The 21,117-nt window shown below is 62.2% G+C and carries 17 protein-coding genes and 12 pseudogenes; 13 read left to right on the top strand and 16 right to left on the bottom strand.

Annotated features, from left to right (window positions below):
• Positions 1 to 3 precede the first annotated feature (3 nt).
• Positions 4 to 519 (bottom strand): tyrosine-type recombinase/integrase, encoded by a 516-nt coding sequence (locus tag ACFODQ_RS00450; protein WP_377014350.1) that lies wholly within the window; start codon positions 517 to 519, stop codon positions 4 to 6.
• 625 nt (positions 520 to 1,144) lie between these two features.
• Between ACFODQ_RS00450 and dusA the strand changes: the two genes are divergently transcribed.
• The 6 genes and pseudogenes from dusA to ACFODQ_RS00420 all read left to right on the top strand — a co-directional run bounded on the left by dusA (position 1,145) and on the right by ACFODQ_RS00420 (position 4,517).
• Positions 1,145 to 2,203: a tRNA dihydrouridine(20/20a) synthase DusA gene (dusA, locus tag ACFODQ_RS00445; RefSeq protein WP_260719535.1), complete on the top strand. Its 1,059-nt coding sequence runs from the start codon at positions 1,145 to 1,147 to the stop codon at positions 2,201 to 2,203.
• Between the two features lie 124 nt (positions 2,204 to 2,327).
• Positions 2,328 to 2,624 (top strand): annotated as a pseudogene (locus tag ACFODQ_RS00440) (TM2 domain-containing protein); the annotation flags it as partial.
• A 65-nt stretch (positions 2,625 to 2,689) separates the two neighbouring features.
• A complete protein-coding gene (locus ACFODQ_RS00435; RefSeq protein ID WP_377014373.1) occupies positions 2,690 to 3,094 on the top strand; it encodes a hypothetical protein in 405 nt (134 codons plus the stop codon).
• On the top strand, positions 3,091 to 3,411 hold the full coding sequence (locus tag ACFODQ_RS00430) for a hypothetical protein (RefSeq protein WP_377014371.1): 321 nt from the start codon (positions 3,091 to 3,093) through the stop codon (positions 3,409 to 3,411). The genes ACFODQ_RS00435 and ACFODQ_RS00430 overlap by 4 nt, the downstream gene beginning before the upstream one ends.
• Positions 3,345 to 4,082: a hypothetical protein gene (locus tag ACFODQ_RS00425; protein ID WP_377014369.1), complete on the top strand. Its 738-nt coding sequence runs from the start codon at positions 3,345 to 3,347 to the stop codon at positions 4,080 to 4,082. The genes ACFODQ_RS00430 and ACFODQ_RS00425 overlap by 67 nt, the downstream gene beginning before the upstream one ends.
• A gap of 18 nt (positions 4,083 to 4,100) precedes the next feature.
• Positions 4,101 to 4,517: a hypothetical protein gene (locus tag ACFODQ_RS00420; protein WP_377014348.1), complete on the top strand. Its 417-nt coding sequence runs from the start codon at positions 4,101 to 4,103 to the stop codon at positions 4,515 to 4,517.
• Between the two features lie 12 nt (positions 4,518 to 4,529).
• On the opposite strand, the pseudogene ACFODQ_RS00415 reads toward ACFODQ_RS00420, so the two are convergent.
• The 5 genes and pseudogenes from ACFODQ_RS00415 to ACFODQ_RS00395 all read right to left on the bottom strand — a co-directional run bounded on the left by ACFODQ_RS00415 (position 4,530) and on the right by ACFODQ_RS00395 (position 7,679).
• Positions 4,530 to 5,443 (bottom strand): annotated as a pseudogene (locus tag ACFODQ_RS00415) (thiamine phosphate synthase).
• A 12-nt stretch (positions 5,444 to 5,455) separates the two neighbouring features.
• Positions 5,456 to 6,265 carry a thiazole synthase gene (locus tag ACFODQ_RS00410; RefSeq protein WP_182341208.1) on the bottom strand — a complete coding sequence of 270 codons (810 nt, stop codon included), beginning with the start codon at positions 6,263 to 6,265 and terminating at the stop codon, positions 5,456 to 5,458.
• A 66-nt stretch (positions 6,266 to 6,331) separates the two neighbouring features.
• Complete coding sequence (thiS, locus tag ACFODQ_RS00405) at positions 6,332 to 6,529, bottom strand: sulfur carrier protein ThiS (protein ID WP_260720267.1); 198 nt, start codon at positions 6,527 to 6,529, stop codon at positions 6,332 to 6,334.
• Between the two features lie 37 nt (positions 6,530 to 6,566).
• The gene (locus tag ACFODQ_RS00400) at positions 6,567 to 6,938 is read right to left on the bottom strand and encodes an FAD-dependent oxidoreductase (protein WP_377014362.1); all 372 of its coding nucleotides are present in this window, start codon (positions 6,936 to 6,938) and stop codon (positions 6,567 to 6,569) included.
• A gap of 12 nt (positions 6,939 to 6,950) precedes the next feature.
• A complete protein-coding gene (locus tag ACFODQ_RS00395) occupies positions 6,951 to 7,679 on the bottom strand; it encodes an NAD(P)/FAD-dependent oxidoreductase (protein WP_377014346.1) in 729 nt (242 codons plus the stop codon).
• Positions 7,680 to 7,985: 306 nt separating this feature from the next.
• On the opposite strand from ACFODQ_RS00395, the pseudogene thiD reads away from it, so the two are divergent.
• Positions 7,986 to 8,820 (top strand): annotated as a pseudogene (gene thiD, locus ACFODQ_RS00390) (bifunctional hydroxymethylpyrimidine kinase/phosphomethylpyrimidine kinase).
• 745 nt (positions 8,821 to 9,565) lie between these two features.
• On the opposite strand, the pseudogene ACFODQ_RS00385 reads toward thiD, so the two are convergent.
• Positions 9,566 to 10,230: pseudogene (locus ACFODQ_RS00385) on the bottom strand (gamma-glutamylcyclotransferase).
• 435 nt (positions 10,231 to 10,665) lie between these two features.
• Between ACFODQ_RS00385 and ACFODQ_RS00380 the strand changes: the two are divergent.
• Positions 10,666 to 11,672 (top strand): annotated as a pseudogene (locus tag ACFODQ_RS00380) (D-2-hydroxyacid dehydrogenase family protein).
• 60 nt (positions 11,673 to 11,732) lie between these two features.
• Here ACFODQ_RS00380 and ACFODQ_RS00375 read toward each other — a convergent pair.
• Together ACFODQ_RS00375 and ACFODQ_RS00370 are read right to left on the bottom strand one after the other, a co-directional pair.
• Positions 11,733 to 12,566 (bottom strand): Bug family tripartite tricarboxylate transporter substrate binding protein, encoded by an 834-nt coding sequence (locus tag ACFODQ_RS00375; RefSeq protein WP_377014344.1) that lies wholly within the window; start codon positions 12,564 to 12,566, stop codon positions 11,733 to 11,735.
• Positions 12,551 to 12,724 carry a hypothetical protein gene (locus ACFODQ_RS00370; RefSeq protein ID WP_377014341.1) on the bottom strand — a complete coding sequence of 58 codons (174 nt, stop codon included), beginning with the start codon at positions 12,722 to 12,724 and terminating at the stop codon, positions 12,551 to 12,553. Before ACFODQ_RS00370 ends, ACFODQ_RS00375 begins: the two co-directional genes overlap by 16 nt.
• A gap of 217 nt (positions 12,725 to 12,941) precedes the next feature.
• Between ACFODQ_RS00370 and ACFODQ_RS00365 the strand changes: the two genes are divergently transcribed.
• Entirely contained in the window at positions 12,942 to 13,511 is a 570-nt protein-coding gene (locus ACFODQ_RS00365) for a TIGR02281 family clan AA aspartic protease (protein ID WP_377014339.1), read from the top strand.
• 70 nt (positions 13,512 to 13,581) lie between these two features.
• On the opposite strand, the gene ACFODQ_RS00360 is transcribed toward ACFODQ_RS00365, so the two are convergent.
• The 5 genes and pseudogenes from ACFODQ_RS00360 to ACFODQ_RS00340 form a co-directional block, all read right to left on the bottom strand.
• Positions 13,582 to 13,746, bottom strand: a complete 165-nt coding sequence (locus ACFODQ_RS00360; RefSeq protein WP_377014338.1) for a hypothetical protein — start codon at positions 13,744 to 13,746, stop codon at positions 13,582 to 13,584.
• 11 nt (positions 13,747 to 13,757) lie between these two features.
• Positions 13,758 to 14,012 carry a hypothetical protein gene (locus ACFODQ_RS00355; RefSeq protein ID WP_377014336.1) on the bottom strand — a complete coding sequence of 85 codons (255 nt, stop codon included), beginning with the start codon at positions 14,010 to 14,012 and terminating at the stop codon, positions 13,758 to 13,760.
• A gap of 154 nt (positions 14,013 to 14,166) precedes the next feature.
• Positions 14,167 to 14,796: pseudogene (gene upp, locus ACFODQ_RS00350) on the bottom strand (uracil phosphoribosyltransferase).
• A gap of 147 nt (positions 14,797 to 14,943) precedes the next feature.
• Positions 14,944 to 15,902: pseudogene (locus ACFODQ_RS00345) on the bottom strand (threo-3-hydroxy-L-aspartate ammonia-lyase).
• Positions 15,868 to 16,059, bottom strand: a complete 192-nt coding sequence (locus tag ACFODQ_RS00340; protein ID WP_377014334.1) for a hypothetical protein — start codon at positions 16,057 to 16,059, stop codon at positions 15,868 to 15,870. The pseudogene ACFODQ_RS00345 and the gene ACFODQ_RS00340 overlap by 35 nt, the downstream one beginning before the upstream one ends.
• Positions 16,060 to 16,141: 82 nt before the next feature.
• Between ACFODQ_RS00340 and ACFODQ_RS00335 the strand changes: the two are divergent.
• From ACFODQ_RS00335 to ACFODQ_RS00325, 3 pseudogenes are all read left to right on the top strand, one after another.
• Positions 16,142 to 16,925 (top strand): annotated as a pseudogene (locus tag ACFODQ_RS00335) (basic amino acid ABC transporter substrate-binding protein).
• 65 nt (positions 16,926 to 16,990) lie between these two features.
• Positions 16,991 to 17,765, top strand: a pseudogene (locus ACFODQ_RS00330) (amino acid ABC transporter permease).
• Between the two features lie 86 nt (positions 17,766 to 17,851).
• A pseudogene (locus ACFODQ_RS00325) lies at positions 17,852 to 19,226 on the top strand (IS3 family transposase).
• 104 nt (positions 19,227 to 19,330) lie between these two features.
• Here the strand turns inward: ACFODQ_RS00325 and ACFODQ_RS00320 are convergent.
• Positions 19,331 to 20,374 (bottom strand): helicase HerA-like domain-containing protein, encoded by a 1,044-nt coding sequence (locus ACFODQ_RS00320; protein ID WP_377014332.1) that lies wholly within the window; start codon positions 20,372 to 20,374, stop codon positions 19,331 to 19,333.
• Positions 20,375 to 20,426: 52 nt separating this feature from the next.
• Positions 20,427 to 20,726 (bottom strand): annotated as a pseudogene (locus ACFODQ_RS00315) (helicase HerA-like domain-containing protein); the annotation flags it as partial.
• Between the two features lie 205 nt (positions 20,727 to 20,931).
• Between ACFODQ_RS00315 and ACFODQ_RS00310 the strand changes: the two are divergent.
• Positions 20,932 to 21,117: pseudogene (locus tag ACFODQ_RS00310) on the top strand (YebC/PmpR family DNA-binding transcriptional regulator); the annotation flags it as partial.

The following is a 21,117-nucleotide window of genomic DNA, read 5'->3' as shown; positions in this document are numbered from 1 at the left end:
ACTCTACCCAGCCAGAAGCTTGGTCTTCCATTCCCAATTTTCGTATCTGTCTCCGACCTTCTTGAACTGGGTGTAGCGCTGCAAGCTCTGCCAAGAGCGATGCCCTGAAACTTGCGCAACATGAGGAATGTTCCAGCCCATCTCAAACAACCGGCTGATCCCTTCATGTCGAAGGTCATGGAAATGTAGATCTTCAATTCCGAGTAGCTTGCATGCTCGAGTAAAGCTCGTGCTGACAGACTCAGCGTTGTAGGGCCAGATGCGACCCTTTGCCACCTTGCGATTCTGAATGAGCTTGAGAGCTTCTGGCAGGAGGAGGGTGGTGACATCGTTGCCTATCTTTTCACCCGGGTTTTTCATGTCGCGAACGATGACCTCAGAGTTTTCCGCATCCACATCCTCGCCCAAGATGCGGCAGGTTTCCTCCTGTCGGCGCGTGGAGAATAGGCTGAACAGTATGATGTAGGTCATCGGGATAGAATCCTCCCGCTTTCGCTCATAGACCGAGTAGTAGGTCATGAGCTTGTTCAACTCCTCAAGAGTTGGGCGGCGTGTGCGCTGCTTTGACCTGGAAATGAGCCCAAGCTTTTCAGCCACCACGCGTGCGTCTTCACAAGCTTGCTTGTCTAGGGGGTAGCCCGAAGCAGGACGGGCCACAGTGAAAATCGCGGAAAGGTGGGAAAGGTAGTTGCCTCGGGTTTGGGGCTGACTGGTAAGGCCTTCTAGGTACTTGATGACCGTCGCACTGTCGATCTGAGAGCAATGTGTCTCACCAAGCCAAGAGCTGGCAATTGTGCGCAGAACCTGATCCTTGGTCTTCCCGTGTGGCTTGAGCTTATCCCCCAGGTACTCTGGATGACGACAGATAGGATTGGGTCTTCAGGTTTATCAAGGGCGCCAGGTTCCGCAAGCTCTGTCTCGCGCTTCTTGATCCAGGTTTTGGCGGCTGCTTCGCGGTCAAAGGTCTGGGTTTCAGCGTGAACGACCTTGCCACCCTTTTTGACGCGGACTTGGGCGGTGTAGCCCACGCTTCCGTCTTTGCGCTCACGGCGGATTATGGTTCCCATAGTCTCGGTGCAACATTGAAAAATTGTTGCACTGAATGTAGCACCAAAGTGCTAAAAATGGCATGAAATTAGATCAAATGGCATCGAATCAGACAGTTGAAAAATCGTTGGTTTCCATAGGGAAAACGCCTCTTCATTGGCCAGGACGCATGTCCGTTGCGCCGATGATGGACTGGACCGACCGCCATTGCCGCTATTTTCACCGTCTGCTCACGCGCCAGACCTTGCTCTACACCGAGATGGTGACGACCGGTGCGCTGATCCATGGGGATGTGGCGCGGCATTTGCGCTTTTCTGCAGAGGAACACCCGGTCGCCTTGCAGTTGGGCGGCAGTGAGCCCGCAGACTTAGCCCAATGCGCCAAGCTGGCGCAGGACTGGGGCTATGACGAGGTCAACCTCAACTGCGGCTGCCCCAGCGAGCGTGTGCAGCGCGGCGCCTTTGGTGCCTGCCTGATGAACGAGAAGGAATTGGTGGCCGATGGCGTCAAGGCCATGCGCGATGGGGTGGACATCCCGGTAACGGTCAAACACCGCATTGGCATTGACAAAAATGAGAGCTATGCCTTTGTGCGTGACTTCATCGGTACGGTGGCCGAGGCCGGTTGCGAGGTATTTGTCGTGCATGCCCGCAAAGCCTGGCTCAAGGGCTTGTCGCCCAAGGAGAACCGCGAGATTCCGCCGCTGCGCTATGAGGTGGTGGCGCAGCTGAAAAAGGACTTTCCGCAGCTGACCATCGCGATCAATGGCGGCATTGCCGATGACGCCACGGTGCTGGCACAGCTGGACCAGGTCGATGGCGTGATGGTGGGGCGCGAGGCCTACCACAACCCCTGGTGGCTGGCCCGTTGGGATGCGCTGTTCTATGGCGCCGAGCCCAACAACGACATCAGCCGTGAATCGGTCGAAGAGGCGATGGTGCGCTACATGGAGCGCGAGGCTGCCGAGTACGGCACGCACTGGTACGCCATTGCCCGCCATATGCTGGGCCTGCGCCAGGGCATGCCCGGTGCGCGCCGCTGGCGCCAGGTCTGGAGCGACCACCGCATGAAGCATCTGCCACCGCACGAGGTCATGCAAGCGGCCCGCACCAAACCCGAACGCCAAACCGACGCGCCCGTTTTGGTAAATGTTTGATACGGCAATGCCGGCGGCAGCTGGTCGTTGCTGGTCGCTGCCGATCGGTATTGCGCGGCAGCAGAGCGGCGGCATGCCCTATAGCGCCCTCGCGCAGGCCTGATTTTCTTGCTAAATCCCTCTGGTGCCAAAGCGGCAGCGCCTGCCAACTGAAGCTCCGCGCCCGCTGGCAGCCCTGGCGCAGCCGGTAGCGGTTGCTATACTTCCCGCGATATATGCCGCCTTGGGCAGCGCCAATACGGTGCATGCCTGGGCGGCAAAGTGCAGACCAAACAAAGCACAAGGGAAGAGGGATGGGGGAAAAAATCCGCGATGGGCTCTGGGCCTGTTGTTGGCGGTGGGGTGGCTCGGCGCTCACCGCTTTTATCTGGGGCGCTATGCAAGCGCCGTGGCGCAACTGGGCATCAGCGTGCTGTGCGCGGCGCTGTGGCTATGGGGAGGTCCCCTTGCACGCTACGCGCCTTACCTGCTCGGGCCGGTGGTCTTTTGGCTGCTGCGGATGGTTTTTGGCTGTTCGACTACTTTCGGGTCGAGGAAGACATGGATTCGCGCCTGTCCGCCTTTGCCCAGTCGCAGCTCGATGCGCAGGCATCGCAGCCAGCGGCGAGCGTGCAGGCTGCGGCAGCCCCGGCGCTTGCCCCTGTGGCCCAGTCCCTGGTGGCTGCAGCACCCTTGCCTCACCCCAAGTCCGATCCTGCAGCCGATCTACAGGCCGACAAAAAGTCGCTGGCCATCCAGATGGCGCAAAAGCATATTGGCGATGCGCTGGCACACCGGGATATCCAGACCGCGCATGCCGAGGCGGACACCTTGGTCAGGTACCTGGCGCAGCGCAGCCGTAAACCGCAAAACGATCCCATTTGGCGATGGCCTATCTGCTGCAGGGGATGACCTTCTACCAAACCGAACACCTCGATGCCGCGCGCAAAAAACTGCAGATGGGGGTGCATCTGGGCGCGGCTTTTGCCGAGCTGGCGCAACCGGTGCAGCAGGCGCAATCCTGTTTGCAGCGCCTGCGCGCGCCCAAGATGGCGCCGGGCACCACTGCCACCCCTGCACTGCAGCCAGGGCAGTACCCGCTGCTGATGCAAGCGCAGGACTGGGCGCAGGCATTGACGCTGTGTGTGAGCAGACCATTGGCTTGCAGACCGCCCAGAACGGGGATCTGCCCGATCTGGCGCAGCACCATCTGCATGCGATGGAGATAGCCCAGCATCTGGGCGATACGGCGCGGCAACGTGGGCATGGCCAGGCCTTGCTGGCGCTGGCCGTGCGCGAGGGGGCTGCTGTGCCCGCCACGCTGCGGCGCCAGGCGCTGGAACGCCTGGGGAATGGGTACCAAGCGGAGGGGAAGCACCGCCACGCTACGCAGCACTATGCGCAAGCGCTGGCGCTGGTCGATGTGCGCAGCGGGGGCAACGCCGCAGCCCAGGCCTTGGCACTGTGCGCGCTGTTGCAGCGCATGGCCGCCAGCCATGCAGCGCTGGGCGAGACGGCGCAGGCGCTGCAATGCTGGCAGCGGCTGGCGCTGTACGTGGACAGCTTTGACGGCTGGACCAGCAAGGCCAGCGCATGCCCGATCCGGAGGCCGTCTCTGGCATGTTGGCGGACTACGCAGCTTTCGCCACCCATCACCAACCGACACAGGTCAAGCCCCTGGTGCAGCAGGCCTTGCGCATACAGCAGCGCAGTTGCCGGGGTTACTCGCTGGCAGCAGCGCGTGCCTATGAGGTGTTTGCGGATTTTTCTGGCGGCGCACGGGCAGACCGATGCCCGCCGCAGCTACCTGAAAAAAGCGCTGCTGCTGGTGCAGATCTGTGACCCGGACAACAGCGCGCATCTGCAACAGCTCAAAACAGCGATCAGGGAGGCGGCATGAGCGTGCAAGGACTTTTTTATGCGCTGCCGCGCCATGGCCTGCGGGGCTTGCTGGTCGAGCCATCGGCGATGGATGACTACCTGCAGCGCAGTGCTGCGCAAGGCGGGCCGCTCGCCATGCTGGACCAGGGCAGCCTGTGGCAGCAGGACATGCAGCACCTGCCCGAGATCGAGCCCGGTTGTGGCGGTGGAGGGCACCTTGGCCCAGCAGTGCTGGGCCTGGCCGGCCGACCTGGTGACGGACAGTGCGCAACGGCTGGCCGCCATCAGCGCAGCCCAGCTGGTGCAGCGTATGCATGCCTGGCAAAAGACGCAGGATGGCAGCGCGCCCGACCTGGAAGCCCTGCGCCTGTGGGTGCGCCGGCAGGCCGCGTTGCGCGGCTTTTGGCAGGCAGCGGCCCAGCGGCGTGATGCCGTGCTGCTTTATGTGGTGTAGCGCGGGCCGCGCTTAGCCCATCAGCGCCATCAACTCGGCGGCAGCGGCCTCGGGGTTGCCTGCGTTGACGATGGCGCGCACCACGGCGATCGATCCGACACCGCTCTTGCGCACCTGCGCAAACTCTGCTGCCGAGATGCCACCAATAGCCACCTGGGGATAGCTGCGCGTCAATGCGGCATAGCGCTCCAAGCGCGCCAAGCCTTGCGGGACGGTGGCCATTTTCTTCAAGGTGGTCGGAAAGACCGCCCCCATCGCGATATAGCTGGGCTGGGCCTGGCTGGCACGCACCATCTCGGCATAGCCATGGGTGCTGACGCCCAGGCGCACGCCGCTGGCGCGCAGCTCGGCTAACTCTTCGGGGCTGAGCGCATCGAGGTCTTCCTGACCCAGGTGCACGCCATAGCTGCCCGCCGCAATCGCCTGGCGCCAGTGGTCGTTGATAAAGAGCAGCGCGCCGGTGCCAACCACTGCGGCAACGGCAGCCGCAATCTCGGCACTGATCGCCTGGGCATCGTCGGATTTGAAGCGCAGCTGCACCGTAGGCACGCCCGTGCGGGCCATGCGGCCCACCCATTCGGCCGTTGGCAGCACGGCATAGAGGCCCAGCCGCTGGGGGCAGGGCGCAAAGGCCTCAGGCCCGCCGCTGGTCAGCAGGCCAAAATCGGCGGCTTGCGTGGGCCAGGCTGGGGATCGAACTGGCCGGTGCGGGCGGTCTGCGCGCTCCAGGCGCTGGCCAGACATTCGGCATCGATGGCGATAAAGCCCAGTGCGCTGCAAGCGGCCAAGGCGCCGGCATAGACGGCATCGTGCTGGCGGTCTGCGGGCAGCGCGGGCGTGGGTTGCGGCGGAAAGCTGGCAAAGGCGGCCTGGTGGGCGGCGGTGATGGCCTGTGCGATCTGGGCTGGGGTGGCGGAGGCGTGCATGGGCATGGCCTTTTAGTTGCTTTGGTGCCAGAACGGCGTGCCCAGCACCGGGGTGCTGGGTTGGGCCATGTCCTGCGCCTGCATCGCGCCGGCGCGGAAGGCGGCGTGGCCAGCGGTGGTGGCATCGGCAAAGGCGCCGGCCATGGCGACCGGGTCTTGCGACAGCGCAACGGCGGTGTTCAGCAGCACGCCGTCAAAGCCCCATTCCATCACCTGGCAGGCATGGCTGGGCAGGCCCAGGCCCGCGTCGCAGATCAGCGGCACATCCAGGCGCTCGCGCAAGGTCTGCATCGCATACGGGTTGACGGGGCCACGGCCCGTGCCAATGGGGGCAGCCCAGGGCATGACGGCCTGGCAGCCCACATCGACCAGGCGCTGGCAGAGCACCAGGTCCTCGGTGCAGTAGGGCAGCACCTGAAAACCGTCCTTGATCAGGATGGAGGCGGCCTCCACCAGGTTCAAGGTATCGGGCTGCAAGGTGTAGTCGTCGCCAATCAGCTCCAGCTTGATCCAGGGCGTCTCGAACACCTCGCGCGCCATTTGCGCGGTGGTGATGGCCTCTTGCAGGCGCATGCACCCGGCGGTGTTGGGCAGGACCGGCACATTCAGGCGTTTGAGCAATGCCCAAAAATCGCTGCCGGTCTCGGCAGCGTTGCTGCCCTGGCGGCGCAGCGATGCGGTGACCATGGCAGGCTGGGCGCGGGCGACGGCCGCTTCCAGCACGGCGGGCGATGGGTAGCGCGAGGTGCCCAGCAGCAAGCGGCTTTGAAAACGCTGGCCATACAGCACCAGGGCGTCGTCGGAGGAGGGAGTGGCGTTCATGGCAAAGGCCTTGGGTAAATACGGGTCAGGGCCGGGCGGGGGTGGCCCGGCAGATGGCGCCGGCGCTTAGCCGCCAGTGACGGGCGAGATGACTTCGAGCTTGTCACCGGCTTGCAGCTGGCGGCTGTCGTACTGGCCCTTGGGCACAAATTCGGTGTTGACGGCCACGGCAAACGGCGGGCGCGGCTGCAGCTGCGCCAGGGCCACGGCGATGGTGGCGCCTTCGGGCAAGGCGGTGGCCTGGTTGTTAAAGAGAATCTGTATCGTCATTTGTCTAGGCTCATCAGGGGGCTGCGGGCCATCAGGCGCCCGCGAGCAGGCGCACATCCAGATCGAAGCGCGTTGCCAGGGGTGATTGGCCGGTCAGCAGTAGCTCGACCGCGCAGTCCAGCACCGCTGGCGAGATCATGAAGCCGTGGCGGTAGAGGCCATTGACCTCCAGCACCCTTGGCCGCACCTGGCGGATGGCTGGCAGATTATCGGGCAAAGTCGGGCGGCACTGGGTGTTGATCTCCAGGATGCGTGCCTCGGCAAAGCCGCTGTGCACGGTGTAGGCGGCGCTCAGTAGCTCCATCGCCGAGCGCACGCTGGCCGGCGACATGTCATCGGACTCGATCTCGGTGGCGCCGATGACAAAAATGGTGGTCCTGCTTGGGCGCGATGTAGATCGGATAGCGCGGGTGCATCAGGCGCGTGGGGCGGCGCAGCTGCACCTCTGGGGCATGCACACGCAGCACCTCGCCGCGCACGCCGCGCAGCTGGCTCCACTGGGGTTTGGCGCCCAGCCGCGGGTGTCGATCAGCAGATCGGGCTGGCCCTGCGCACCGGGCGAGAAGTCATCCAGCTCGCGCGCCTGGTGCCAGTGCAGGCGCACGCCCCGGGCCTGCAGCGCCGGCACCAGTGCGGCCAGCAGTTGGCGATTGTCCAACTGCCCTTCACCTGGCAGGTAGTAGGCCGCCTGAAAATGGCCCGCCAGCGCTGGCTCCAGCTCGGCGATCTGCGCACGGTCCAGCATTTGCAAAGGCGGCAGCTCCGGAATGGCAGCCTGCGTGCGCTGCAAGATGCCATGAAAGCGCTGGGCTTCGGGTGCGTCTTGCCGGTGCCAGACCACCAGGGTGCCCGCCTGCTGCAAAAACACTGGCGCCTCCAGCTGCGCAAGCAACGCGGGCCAGCGCTGCAGCCCGTACTGGCCCATGCGCACCACGCCGTGCTCGGTCACGGCCGACTCGGCCAGGGGCGCCAGCATGGCGGCGGCCACGCGCGCTGCAGCATGCTCAGCGTCTGGCCCGCCCCGGTCGTACAGATCGATGGAAAAGCCGAGCCCCGACAGCTCCAGCGCCATCAGCCGGCCCAGCAGGCCAGCGCCCAGAATGGTGATACGGGATTGGGGAGAAATGAAGGGCGGAGAGGACATGTTTTGTGCTTGGCAATAGACAAAACAGTGCGCGCAGCTGCCGAAAACTCCCCACGCCAGCATGACCTGGATCGGGTTGCGGAGCGCTACCGTGGCGGCGCGCTCCAGGGTCTGATCTCAGTCGCGCTGCAGCCAAAGCGCTGCAGGGACACCCCTGTTTCGTCTCAAGCTGCATTAAAGCACAGCGCTGCGCTGCAACCACCGTGCAGTGTCAAGCCGTCGTCACAATCGTGGATAATTTTGCCCAGGCCGGGCCAGTGTTGCCCGGCATTGTTTTTGGACTGCAGCCATGGCCTCACTGACCCCATCTTCTCCTGTCTCCTTGCCCGTTATGCCCGGGTGCTGTCGATTGCAGGCTCCGACAGCGGCGGGGGGGCCGGTATCCAGGCTGATCTCAAGACCATGTCGGCGCTGGGCTGCTTTGGCATGACCGCGATTACGGCGCTGACGGCGCAAAACACGCAAGGCGTGCGCTCCATCCATGGCGTGCCACCAGTCTTTCTGCAAGAGCAGCTCGATGCCGTCCTGGAGGACATTGGCTGCGATGCCGTCAAGATCGGCATGCTCCACGCGCCCGAGATTGTCGCCGTGGTGGCTGCGGCGATTGACCGCTATGCCTTGCCCCATGTGGTGCTGGACCGGTGATGGTCGCCACCAGCGGCGACCGCCTGATTGCCGAGGCCACAGTGGCTGAGCTGGTGCGCGAGCTGTTTCCCCGCGCTGCACTCATCACCCCTAACCTGGACGAAGCGGGTTTGCTGCTGGGCCGCAGCTTGGTGCATGCCGACCAGCTCGAGCAGGCGGCGCAGGACTTGCTGGCCCTGGCGCCCAGGCCGTGCTGATCAAGGGCGGCCATTTGCCGGGCGACGAGGTGGTGGACTTGCTGGCCACTGCCGACGGCGCGCGCCTGCGCCTGGCTTCCACCCGTATCCACACGCACAACGGCCATGGCACCGGCTGCACCCTGTCATCGGCCATTGCCTGCCAGCTGGCCTTGGGGCAGCCACTGCCGGCCGCCGTCAGCCTGGCGCGGCAGTACATTCTGGGCGCCATTGAATCGGGTGCCGATGTGCATACCGGCCAGGGCCATGGCCCGCTCAACCATGGTTGGAACCCGCAAAAGCAGGTCATTGTGCGTTGAACACCTGCGCTTGGCGGGTTCTGTAAGCAGCAGTCAAGGTGGCTGCGCAGTTGATTTTTCGTCCATACTTACGTCTAAATGGCTAAATAATTGACGATTTAAAATCGAAATGACCTGAAAGTTGTCAAGATTACGACGGAATGCAATATTTACTGAACATCAAATGGTGTTGCTGTTAATTTAAGTTACTCTCTACGTTTACGATTTAAGCCATTGATATATATCAATAATATGCCGAAAATGTAGCCGAAATCAAGTTTTTGATACATTTCTCATCGTTGTTTTTCATGGGTTAAATCAACCTAGGTAAACAGTGTGTAAACATTTAAATTTCTAAGGCCTGCTGTCAACCGCCTCGTCAGCCCCGGCGTTGAACACCCATCTTTAGGAGATTGTTCACATGACCACCGCAAATGTTTTCAGCATCTGGCCAGAAGACGAACGTGATCGCAAGCGCTAAGCACTGGCGCCAGTAGCTCTTTTTTCCTGCTTGCCGATACTGAATCCGGCAACCCACCCCAGTAGACGGCTCCTCCATGGAGCCGTTACTTGCGAATAGGGCGCGGAAGCTGCACATTCCCGCCCGGATGGACCAAAGACAGTCCATCCGCTCTCAACATGCACCTCGCTTCCGTGGCCATCTGGCCCCAGAAAGGCGGGGTGTTTGTTTTTCTGGCGCAGTTGTAGGGAGATCAGCCTTCAGGCCAGCGCACCAGGCGCGCTGGTTCAGCAGTTGCAATGGGGTTTAAGTGGCAGAGCTGGCTGTGCTGAGGCTTGGTTGGCCCAGCAGGCTGCGCGCTTGCTGGCCCGCATGGGCACGTGAGGCGGACAGGCGCAGCAGGCGCTCCAAGGCGCGGTCCTGGATGCCCCGGCTCTTGAGGGCCGTGTAGGTGGACTCGGCGTAGTCCAAGGTAGTGCCATAAATGCCGCAGGACTGGGCGAAGATGCGGCGGTAGTCTTCTTCGCTCAAGGTGCCCGTGCAGCGCGGGCTGGATTTGGACAGAGTAAAGGCCAGTGCCTTGACGGGGCCGTCTTCGGTCTGGCAATCGAGCCACTTGGGATCGTAGGAATCGGTGGCCATTTCGCGCTGCCACAGGCGGGGCATCATCTCGGGCACATGCTGGCGGGCGATGCGAAACGCCATGCCCGGCAGCTGCCACCCGAAAACATGCCGAACACCAGACCCGGACATTCGGGCGTGCCCCGGTTGATGTGGCTCCACATCTTGAGCGCGCGGTGCCAGCCAAAAACCCGCGCGTGGCGGCATTCCAAAAATTCGAACTCCGGGCGCCAGATCAGCGACCCGTAGGCAAATACCCAGAGGTCGTCTGTTCCTCCCCATTCCTGCATGGTTTGCGCCAACATCTGTTGTGGGCAACGACTGCGGGATGGAGCGACCAAATTCGTCATAGTGCTATCAACCAACAAAGCAAAGTAACAAGCAATTGTTATAGCGCTCGGCGTGAGCCAGCGCTAGCGTTGCCGCGCCCGAGCTTCTAAATTTGCGTTGAAAGCAACAGTCTGGCGGGCGCTGGACGCACTGTGCACAACGCAGCAGGCGGCCAGGGCGATGACAGCGCCCCTGCACCGGCTTGTGCAAAGATTTGCATAGCACGCGGCAGCACGGACGGGTGGCGCAGCCGCCTGTTGTTGCAGGCATGTCGCCAGCTGGTGGGCATGGCAAAGGGCCGAGATTATTCAATGCTATGATGTTCATAGCTGATGCGGTACTCAGCGGTGCTCAGAAACCGGTTTTTCGGTGAATGTTGCCAGCGCGCTGCCGTGTACAGGTGGCTTGCGTGGGGCAAAGCAGCCTGGTTGGCGTTCGACGAGAATGGTCTTCCTATGAATATAGTGATCTTGGACGATTATCAGGATGCAGTGCGCAAAACTGCAGTGTGCATCCGTTCTCGACGCCTATTCGGCCAAGGTCTATACCAATACCGTCAAGGGTTTAGGACAGTTGTCGGTGCGCCTCAAGGATGCCGACATCATCGTGCTGATCCGCGAGCGTACGCATATCAACCGCCTGCTGCTCGACAAGCTCCCCCGTCTCAAACTGATTGCCCAGACCGGGCGCATCGGCTCCCATGTGGATTTGACGGCCTGCACCGAGCGCGGCGTGGCGGTGGCCGAAGGCGTGGGTTCTCCCGTTGCGCCTGCCGAGCTCACCTGGGCGCTGATCATGGCCGCAGCACGCCGCCTGCCGCAGTACATTGCCAACTTGAAGCATGGCGCCTGGCAGCAGTCGGGATTCAAGGCGGCCAATATGCCGCCCAATTTTGGCCTCGGCACAGTGCTGCGTGGGCGCACGCTGGGCATCTGGGGTTATGGCCGCATTGGCCAGCTGATTGCAAGTTATGGCAAGGCCTTTGGCATGGAGGTGCTGGTCTGGGGCAGCGATGGCTCGCGCGCCAAGGCGCTGTCCGACGGCCACAAGGTGGCGCCGAGCAAGCAGTTCTTTTTTGCCAATAGCGATGTGCTGACGGTGCATCTGCGCCTGAGCGAGCAGACCAAGGGCTGCATCAGCTTTGAGGACCTGGCGCAGATGAAGCCCTCGGCCACCTTCGTCAACACCTCGCGGGCCGAGCTGGTGCAGCCCGATGCGCTGATTGCCGCGCTCAACCGGGGACGCCCCGGCATTGCGGCCGTCGATGTGTTCGAGAGCGAACCTATCCTGCAGGGCCATGCCTTGCTGCGGCTGGAGAACTGCATCTGCACGCCCATATTGGCTATGTCGAGCAGGACAGCTACGAGCAATACTTTGGCGTGGCTTTCGACAACGTGGTCAACTTCATCAGGGCCGGCCGTCGAATATCGTCAACCCGGGTGCGTTGCAGGTGCGCCGCTAAGTCGGCTTAGCGCACAAAAAAAGGGCCTGCGAGGGCCCTTGGTGTTGCAGCAGCGCGGTATCACTCCAGCTGCAGTTTCTTTTTCGCAATCAAGGCGTTGTACATCTTGCGGTCGCTGCTGATGCGCGTTTGCAGCGCAGCTGGCGACGCGTCCTCCAAGGTCCAGGCCTGGCGCAGCAGCTGATCGCGGATATCGGCGGTGTTGAGCACCTTGAGCAAGGCCTCGCTCAACTGGCTGCGGATGGCGGCCGGCATGCTGGCGGGGGCCATCAGCGCATTCCAGACTTCGATATTCACATCCTGGGCGCCGATTTCGCGCATCGAGGGCGTCTGCGGCATCAGCTGCGTGCGCTGGGCCGAGGTGACGGCCAGCGCCGCCAGCTTGCCGCTTTGCACCAGCGGCAGCACCGAAGATATGGGCAGCAGCGCGCAGTCGAGCTGGCCGCCCATCAGCGCGCCAACAACACCGGGCGCACCGGTGAAGGGGATGTGCACGGCCTCGAAATGCAGCGCATCTTTGAGCAGCTCCATACCCAGATGGCCGCCCGAGCCCAGGCCGGTGGAGCCATAGCTGGCGGCATTGCCTTTTTGGCGCAGGCTGGCGAGCGCCTTGTCGGTCTGCGCACCCGCTCTGGCGGGCACCACCCAGGCCAGCGGCGATACGCCCACCAGGGCGAGCGGCGCAAAGTCCTTGACCGGGTCGTAGGGCAGCTTGGCGTACAGCGCCTGCGACGAGGTCAGCGGGCCATTGCCCACAATGCCAAAGCTGTGGTCATCGCTCGCGCGGGCCACCTGGTCAGCGCCGATATTGCCGCTGGCACCGGGCCGGTTGTCGACCACCACGGGCTGGCCCAGGATCTGCGCCAGCGGCTGGGCGATCATGCGCGCCTGCATGTCGGCGAGGAGCCCGCCGGGTAGCCAACGATAAAGCGCAGGGGTTTGCTGGGCCAATGGGCCTGGGCTGCATGGGCGTTGGTCCAGCCCGCAGGCAGGGCAGCGGCGGCGGCAAAGCCCGCCAGGGATTGCAGCAAATGGCGACGGTCGATGGTCATGAATAACAGGGCAGGGTGATAACTGGCGGCAATCCTACCCCAGTCCAGCCGGTCCCTGCTGCTCACCTTGTCCGCCAGGCGGCTGCGGCCGGGCGCCAATGAAGCGCGACAAGCCCGCGCGCACAGTGCAGCGGCGTGGCCCGGGCCATGCAGTATGATTTATGCTTTGTCACCGGCCGTCGCACAGTTTGCTTGCGTAGGCAAAAAATCCTGATCCATGAGCCGTTTACGCACCCGACGCCCCAATTCCTCCTCTTCAGCACAGCCCGCAGGCGCGGCGCATCCATCGCCATGGCCGGGCAGCCCGCAGCCCGCTGGCGGCCCAGGGTCTGTGCGCACAGCACCCGATGCCAGCCGGCGCACGACCTGGCTGCTGCTGGCCATCTGGATTGGCGTGATGTTGGCGATCTACCTGGTGACCGAGGTCTACCGCAAGCCCAGCGAAGGCAAGGTCATGGCCCATGGCGTGCTGGAGATTCCCCGCGACCGCGACGGGCACTTTCGCGTCGCAGGCTCGGTCAACGGCGTGCCGGTGCAGTTCATGGTCGATACTGGCGCCAGCCTGATCAGCATCACCGATACGGTGGCCGAGCGTGCGAACTTGGGCGAAGGCGTGCCGATCAGCTTTCAGACGGCCAATGGCGTGCGCCAGGGCATGATGAGCCGGGCCGAGCGTATCGAAGTGGGGCCGCTGGCCGTCAACGACTTGCGCGTGGGCACCGGTTACACCGGTGAGAGCGCACGCGATGCGCTGCTGGGCAGAACTTCCTGCGCTACTTTGATGTGAGCATCTCGGGCAATAGCATGGTGCTCAAGGCCCGCGATAGCGAGTCGGCGCGCTGACTCTGGAGGCCTGCTCAGCCCATGTCCGGCTTGCAGTCAAACGCCGCCTGCAAGCCATTGTTGCCATCGGGCAGGCGCACGGCGGCTGGCGATGCGCTGGCCTCGTACAGGCCCACGCAGTGCTGCGCTGCCAGCGCACGCGCCAATTGCAGTGCGGCCTTGGCCTGCGACGGCTGCACGGCCACAAAAACTATATTGCGGCCAATGCTGTAGTCGGCGAGCAGACTTTTGTCTTCGGGTGGGAGTTCTTCCCGGTAAGGGCCTGACCGGGGGGAAAGCGCTGCATCATATCTAGGCACCAGGCTTTGAGCGACAAGGTGGCGACGGCCGGGTCCTCATAGTCATGGTGCTCAGGCCATTCGGTCTGCGCCTGGAACCAGAGACCAAAGGCCGACGCCTCCTTGGGCGCGGCAGTGGGCGCAAAAACCAGCAGATGGTAGCTCATGGTGTGGTCTCCCGGCAATGATGCCCCGAAGCCCATTTAACCAAAGCTGCTGCGTGTTGGGTGTGCGATTTGTCCTACGCCCTGCCATGGGCAAGCTGCGGCGTCGTCGGACCTCGCATGCCCAGCGCGCGGTGGGCAGGCGGTGTGGCTGGGCTTACTTGGTGCCGAAGATGCGGTCGCCCGCGTCGCCCAGGCCCGGCAGGATGTAGCCGTGGTCGTTGAGCTGGCGGTCCACGGCGGCCGTGTAGATGTCCACATCGGGGTGGGCGGCCTGCATGGTCTTGATGCCTTCAGGGGCTGCGAGCAGGCACATGAACTTGATCGACTTGGGCTGGCACTTGTCCTTGAGCTGCTGCACGGCGGCGGCGGCCGAGTTGCGGTGGCCAGCATCGGGTCGACAACGATCACATCGCGCTCGCCCATGTTGTCGGGCATCTTGAAGTAGTACTCGACGGGTTGCAGCGTTTCGGGGTCACGGTAGAGGCCGATGTGGCCGATACGGGCGCCGGGCACCACGTTGAGCATGCCGTCGAGAAAGCCATTGCCCGCGCGCAGGATGGAGACCAGGGCCAGCTTCTTGCCATCGATGACCTTGCCGACCATCTTTCCATCGGGTTTCGATCTCAAGATCCTGCAGCGGGAAGTCGCGCGTAATCTCATAGGCCATCAGGGTGGACAGCTCGCCGAGCATGCGGCGAAAGCTGTTGGTCGATGCTTCCTTGCGGCGCATCAGGGTGAGTTTGTGCTGGACCAGCGGGTGGTCGATGAGGTGAACGGTGCTCATGGTAGTTGCCAATGTCATTTTTGGCCGCAATGGTAGCAGTGCCGCTCTGTGGCCGTGCGCTGCCGGTGAATATATTTACCGAATGGTAGGCTTTTGCAGGGCCCATCGTCGCCAATCGCCGCTATTCGCCGCTCAGGCGCTGCCCAGCTATTGCGCGTAGCGGCCCAGGTCCACATTGCCGCCGCTGATCAGCACGCCCACGCGGGCGCCCTGCAGATCGACGCCGCCAAAGCGGGCCCCGGCCAGGCTCAGCGCGCCGGTGGGCTCGACCACCCATCTTCATGCGCTCGGCATAAAAACGCATGCAGTCCACCAGCTGCGGGTCACTGGCGGTGACGATGTCGGTCACATCGCGGCGGATGATCGCATAGGTCAGGTCGCCAGTGCCTGGGTCTGCGCGCCATCGGCAATCGTGCGGGGCGTGGCGATCTTGACGATCTCACTCTTGCGCAGCGATTGCTGGGCATCATTGCCGGCCTCCGGCTCCACGCCATAGACCTTGCACTGGGGTGCCATGGCCTTGGCCGACAGCAGGCAGCCCGACAGCAGTCCGCCGCCGCCCAGGCAGACAAACAGGTAGTCGAGCTGGGGCACGTCCTGGAACAGTTCCATCGCGCTGGTGCCTTGGCCGGCAATCACATCGGCATGGTTGTAGGGCGGCACCAGGGTCATGCCACGCTCCTGGGCAATGCGCTGGCTGATCGCCTCGCGGTCTTCGCTAAAACGGTCATAGGTGATGACCTCGCGCCATAGCCGCGCGTGGCATCGAGCTTGGCCGCCGGGGCGTCTTCGGGCATCACGATGGCCGCGGGCATGCCAGGATGCGGGCCGACAGCGCAATCGCCTGCGCATGGTTGCCCGACGAAAAGGCCAGCGCGCCGCGCTGCGCCTGCTGCGGCGAGAACTGGGCCAGCGCGTTGTAGCCGCCCCGAAACTTGAAGGCGCCCATGCGCTGGTAGTTCTCGCACTTGAAGAAGAACGCTGCCCCGTCAATTTGTCGAGGGTGGACGAGCGCAGGACCGGCGTGCGGTGGCAACGCCCTGCAGGCGCTGGGCAGCGGCCTGCACATCGTCAAAAGTGGGGAGCGGGGTGGCGGTGGCGTTCATGGTCGATCAGGGTGGCAGAGGCATCGAGGGATTCATGGTAGTGGCTTTTTGGCGGTTTGGTGTCGCTCTGGTGGTCCGCCTTGGGGTGCTGCAGGCTGCATGCAGCGCTGCGGGTCGCTGCGGCGCCCGACACCTGGCTCGCGAGGCTGGCAGACAAGCTTGTGCGCAACGCTGGCGGGCAGGCTGTAACCACCGTTGCCTATAGGCGTTTACGTATAATCGGCCGCTTGTATCGGCTTATGTTGCTAAAGGTTGGGGTATGTGGAACAAAAAAATTTGCGCTGGCCATCGGTGCCGCAGCGGTCTCGGTGTTGGCAGCGGGCGCGGCGCAAGCGCAGGGCCGTGATCTCGTGGTGGCCTCGAGCGCGACCTACGCACCTTTTGCGTTCGAGAACAAAGACAAGCAAATCGTGGGTTTTGATATCGACATCGTCAATGCCATCGCCAAGCAGCAGGGCATGAAGCTGCGCATCGTCAACACACCGTTCAGCAGCATCTTTGCCTCGCTCAACAATGGCGATGTGGACTTTGTCATCTCCGGCGTGACCATCAACGACAAGCGCAAGCAGAGCTTTGATTTCTCCCAGCCTTACTTTGATGCCCGCCAGCTGATTGCCGTACCCAAGGACAGCACGGTGGCCTCGCTCAAGGACCTCAAGGACAAGAAGGTGTCGGTGGTCAGCGGCTCGACCGGTGACGATGTGATGAGCCGCGAAGTGGGCAAGACCAGCCAATATCCGCCGCTTCGAGAGCACACCGCTGATCATCTCCGAGCTGGCCGCCGGCGGCGTCGATGCGGCGATTGGCGACAACGGCGTCATCGCCTACCGCGTCTCGCAGTACCCGGCGCTCAAGACTGTCGATGATGCGAGCTTCCCCAAGGAGCATTTCGGCATCGTCGTGCGCAAGGGCGACAAGGCCCTGCAAGACAAGATCAACGCCGGCCTGGCCGCCATCCGCGCCGATGGCAGCTACAACGTGATCTACAAGAAGTGGTTCAACCAGGACTACAAGCCCCAATAAGGCAAGGCTTGGCGCAGTTGCAATGACGGCCCTGTGGCCGTCATTTTGTTTGAAGGAATGGATTGATGGACAACAACACCCCCGTAGAGTGGTTCGGCTGGTTCCGCCCCGATATCCTGGTGGAATACAAGCAGATGTTTTGGCAGGGTGCCATGGTCACCATCGGCATGACGGTGGCCTGCGTGATCATGGGTTGCGCGCTGGGCCTGATGCTGGCCCTGGCACGCCTGGCCGACACGCGCCACCACCCTGGAAGGGCGTGTGCAAATACCTGCTGCGCTGGCCATCGACGGCCTATGTCAGCTTTTTCCGGGGCACGCCGCCTTTGTGCAGATCTTGCTGATGCATTTTGCCGTGATGCCCTTGTTCGTGCACCCGGTCAACGGGCTGTTCATCAGCGGTGACCTGGCGCGCACGCTCAAGCAGGACCATGGCGCGCTGATGTCGGGGGTCGTGGCCTTGACGCTGAACTCGGCGGCCTATATCTCCGAAGTGTTCCGCGCCGGCATCCAGTCGATTGCGATGGGCCAGAAGCAGGCGGGCATGTCGCTGGGCATGACGCATGGCCAGATGATGCGCTATGTGGTGATTCCGCAGGCCTTTCGCCGCATGCTGCCGCCGCTGGGCAACAACATGATCTCGTTGCTCAAGGACACCTCGTTGGTCTCGGCCATCGGCCTGGCCGAGATGGCCTATGCCGCGCGCACCGTGGCCGGCGCCTATGGCCGCTACTGGGAGCCCTACCTCGCTGTGGCGCTCGCCTATTGGCTGATGACCTTTATGCTGACCCTGGGCCTGCGGGCACTGGAAAACCACCTGGCACGCACCGATCGCACTTGACTGCGCAGCGCATAAGCGAAAAAAAAGCCGGCATTTGAACTGCACCCCAAAAGTTGGACATCCATCCAACCTTTGGGGTGTTTTTCATGGCGAAGTACGACGAGAGTTACAAGCTGGAAGTTGTCCAGGGCTACGTGCAGGGCAGCATGGGTTCAGAGCACTGGCCCATGCTCACGGTCTCGACCAAGCGACAGTGCGACGTTGGGTAAAGAGCTACCAGCAGCATGGCCTATCAGGGTTGCGCAAGAAGTTCAGTCGCTACAGCGCTGACTTCAAACTGGCAGTGTTGCAGCGGATGTGGCGAGATGATCTGTCTGCACGAGAGACGATTACCTTGTTTGATATCCGGGGTGGCACGGGTGTCATCAGCGCCTGGGAGCTGCAATATCATGACGTTGGGCCGCAAGCACTTGCACCCGGCCAAGAGGACGCTCCAAGAAGATGCCAAACCCACCCACAGCCAAGCCCGCACAGGCACAAGCAGTTATGTCTGCGGACGACACGCGTTCGCACGCAGATTTGCTCAAAGAGGTGAAGTACCTGCGCGCGGAGGTGGCGTACCTAAAAAAATTGGAGGCCTTGGTTCAGGCGAAAAAACAAGCTGCGCAGAAAAAGCGCGGATAGTGCTTGAGCTAAGGCCAGATCACGACCTCAAGGACTTGCTGCGGGCAGGTAAGCTGGCGCGCAGCACCTTCTATTACCAGGCTCAAGTGCACAGGAGAGGCGACAAATACGCTGAGCTCAAAGCTCAGATCCGATCTGTCTACGAGCTTCACAAAGGATGCTATGGCTATCGGCGCATTGCGCTTGAACTCAAGCGCAATGGCTGTCATGTGAACCACAAGAGCGTGCAGCGCCTGATGCAGGTAATGGGGATGAAGTCCCTGGTTCGGCCCAAGAAATATCGCTCCTATCGCGCCGGGCAGCACGCGGACGTGGCCAATGTGTTGCAGCGCCAGTTAATGGCCGAGCAGCCTAACCAGAAATGGGTGACGGACGTGACAGAGTTTCAACGTCTTGGGTAAAAAGCTATACCTGTCGCCTGTCATGGATCTATTCAATGGCGAGGTGGTGAGCTATCAGATGAATACGCAACCGCGCTTGAAGATGGTGGGTGACATGTTGCGCAAGGCGCTAGGCAAGCTGGGCAGGGAGGAAAAACCATTGCTGCATTCCGACCAGGGCTGGCAGTACCAAAGTCGTGCCTATCGCCGCTTGCTGGCCGATCATGGCCTGGTGCAAAGCATGTCACGTCGGGGCAATTGCTTGGATAACGCAGCGATGGAGAGCTTCTTCGGAACCTTGAAGTCCGAGTTCTTCCACCTCAACAAGTTCAGCAGTGTGGCGCAGCTTCAAGAAGGTCTTCACCACTACATCCATTACTACAATCACCAACGCATCAAGCTAAAACTAAAAGGCCTGAGTCCGGTGCAATACCGGATTCAGGCCTTCAGTCCCTAGCTTCCAACTGTCCAACTTCTTGGGGTCAGTTCAATTGCCGGCTTTTTCTTTGCCTGCGCCCTGTAAGGCCTGCCAGGTTTGCCAGGTCACACAGGCGGGCAGTTTTATTTTTTGCCACCCATGATGCTGCCCAGCACGCCGCGCAGAATCTGGTTGCCCAGCTTGGTGCCAAAGGAGCGGGCGGTGGATTTGGCCATGGACTGCACGATGCCGTCCTTCTTGCCGCCGCGCGGACCGGTGGTGCCAAACAGGATGTCGTTGATGCTGCCCATCAGGCCGCCTTCCTCTGGGGCTGCGGCACCACCTGCTGTGCCTGCACCGGCCTTGCCGCCTTGCTCTGCCGTGGCCTGTCCGGCTCGTGCCTTCAGGATCTCGTAGGCCGACTCACGGTCCACCGGCGCGTCATAGACGCCAGCGACCAGCGAATTTTTCAGCAAGGCCTGGCGCTGCTCGGTGCTGATGGGGCCGATCTGGCTGCCGGGCGGCAGCACATAGACGCGCTCGGTCACGCTGGGGCGGCCTTTTTCGTCGAGAAAGCTCACAAGCGCCTCGCCCACTGCCAGTTCGGTGATGGCCGCTTCGATGTTCAAGCCCGGGTTGGCGCGCATCGTGGTTGCGGTGGCCTTGACGGCTTTCTGGTCGCGCGGCGTGAAGGCGCGCAGCGCATGCTGCACGCGGTTGCCCAGCTGGGCGAGCACGCTGTCGGGAATATCCAGCGGGTTTTGCGTGACGAAATACACGCCCACGCCTTTGGAGCGCACCAGGCGCACCACCAGCTCAATGCGCTCTTGCAGCACCTTGGGTGCGTCATTGAACAAGAGGTGGGCTTCGTCAAAGAAAAACACCAGCTTGGGCTTGTCGGGGTCACCAATTTCCGGCAGTTTCTCGTACAGATCGGACAGCATCCACAGCAAAAAGGTGGAATACAGGCGTGGCGAATTCATCAGCTTGCCGGCCGCCAGGATGTTGATCACCCCTTGCGTGCCCACGGTCTGCATCATGTCGTCGATGTTGAGCATGGGCTCGCCAAAGAAGTTGCTGCCGCCTTGCTGCTCGACCTGCAACAGGCCGCGCTGGATGGCGCCCACGCTGGCCGAGCTGATGTTGCCGTAGTCGGTGGTGAACTGCTTGGCGTTTCTCACCCACATAGGAGAGCATGGCGCGCAGGTCCTTCAGGTCCAGCAGCAGCATGCCGTTGTCATCGGCGATCTTGAAGACCAGGTTGAGCACGCCCATCTGCGTGTCGTTCAGGTCCAGCATGCGGCCCAGCAGCAGCGGGCCCATGTCCGAGATGGTGGCGCGCACCGGGGGCCTTGCTCGCCAAACACATCCCACAAGGTGGTGGGGCAGGCCTTGGCGTGTGGGCAGGTCAATACCACGGTCTTGCAAGGTGGCAGCGAGCTTGCCGCCAATCTGGCCTACCTGGCTGATGCCGGTCAAATCGCCCTTGATATCGGCCATGAACACCGGCACGCCAATGCCCGAGAATCCCTCGGCCAATGTCTGAAGGGTTACAGTCTTGCCCGTGCCGGTCGCGCCGGTGATCAGCCCGTGGGCGGTTGGCGAGGGCCGGAAGTAAAAAACACTCCGTTGATGCCATTTTTGGCAACCAGTAGGGTTCAGCCATCGTAGGTTTCCTCTCCAGCATCAAAGTCAAAAGTAAAATCGCAGTCTACTAGATAAAACAATAGCAAAGGAAATTCCTGTGCATGGACACAGCAAATGGGCCAATATTCAACACCGCAAGGGTCGTCAGGACGAAAAACGCGCAAGGTATTGACCCTATCATTCGTGAAATTATGTTCGCTGCGCGGCAGGGCGGTGCGGATTGAGCGCCAACCCGCGCCTGCGTCTGGCGATCGACAAGGCCAAGGCGGCCAACATGCCGGCC

Source organism: Comamonas sp. JC664, assembly GCF_042647185.1.
Note: the sequence above shows the minus strand (reverse complement) of the source record. Positions and strands in the feature narration are given on the sequence as shown.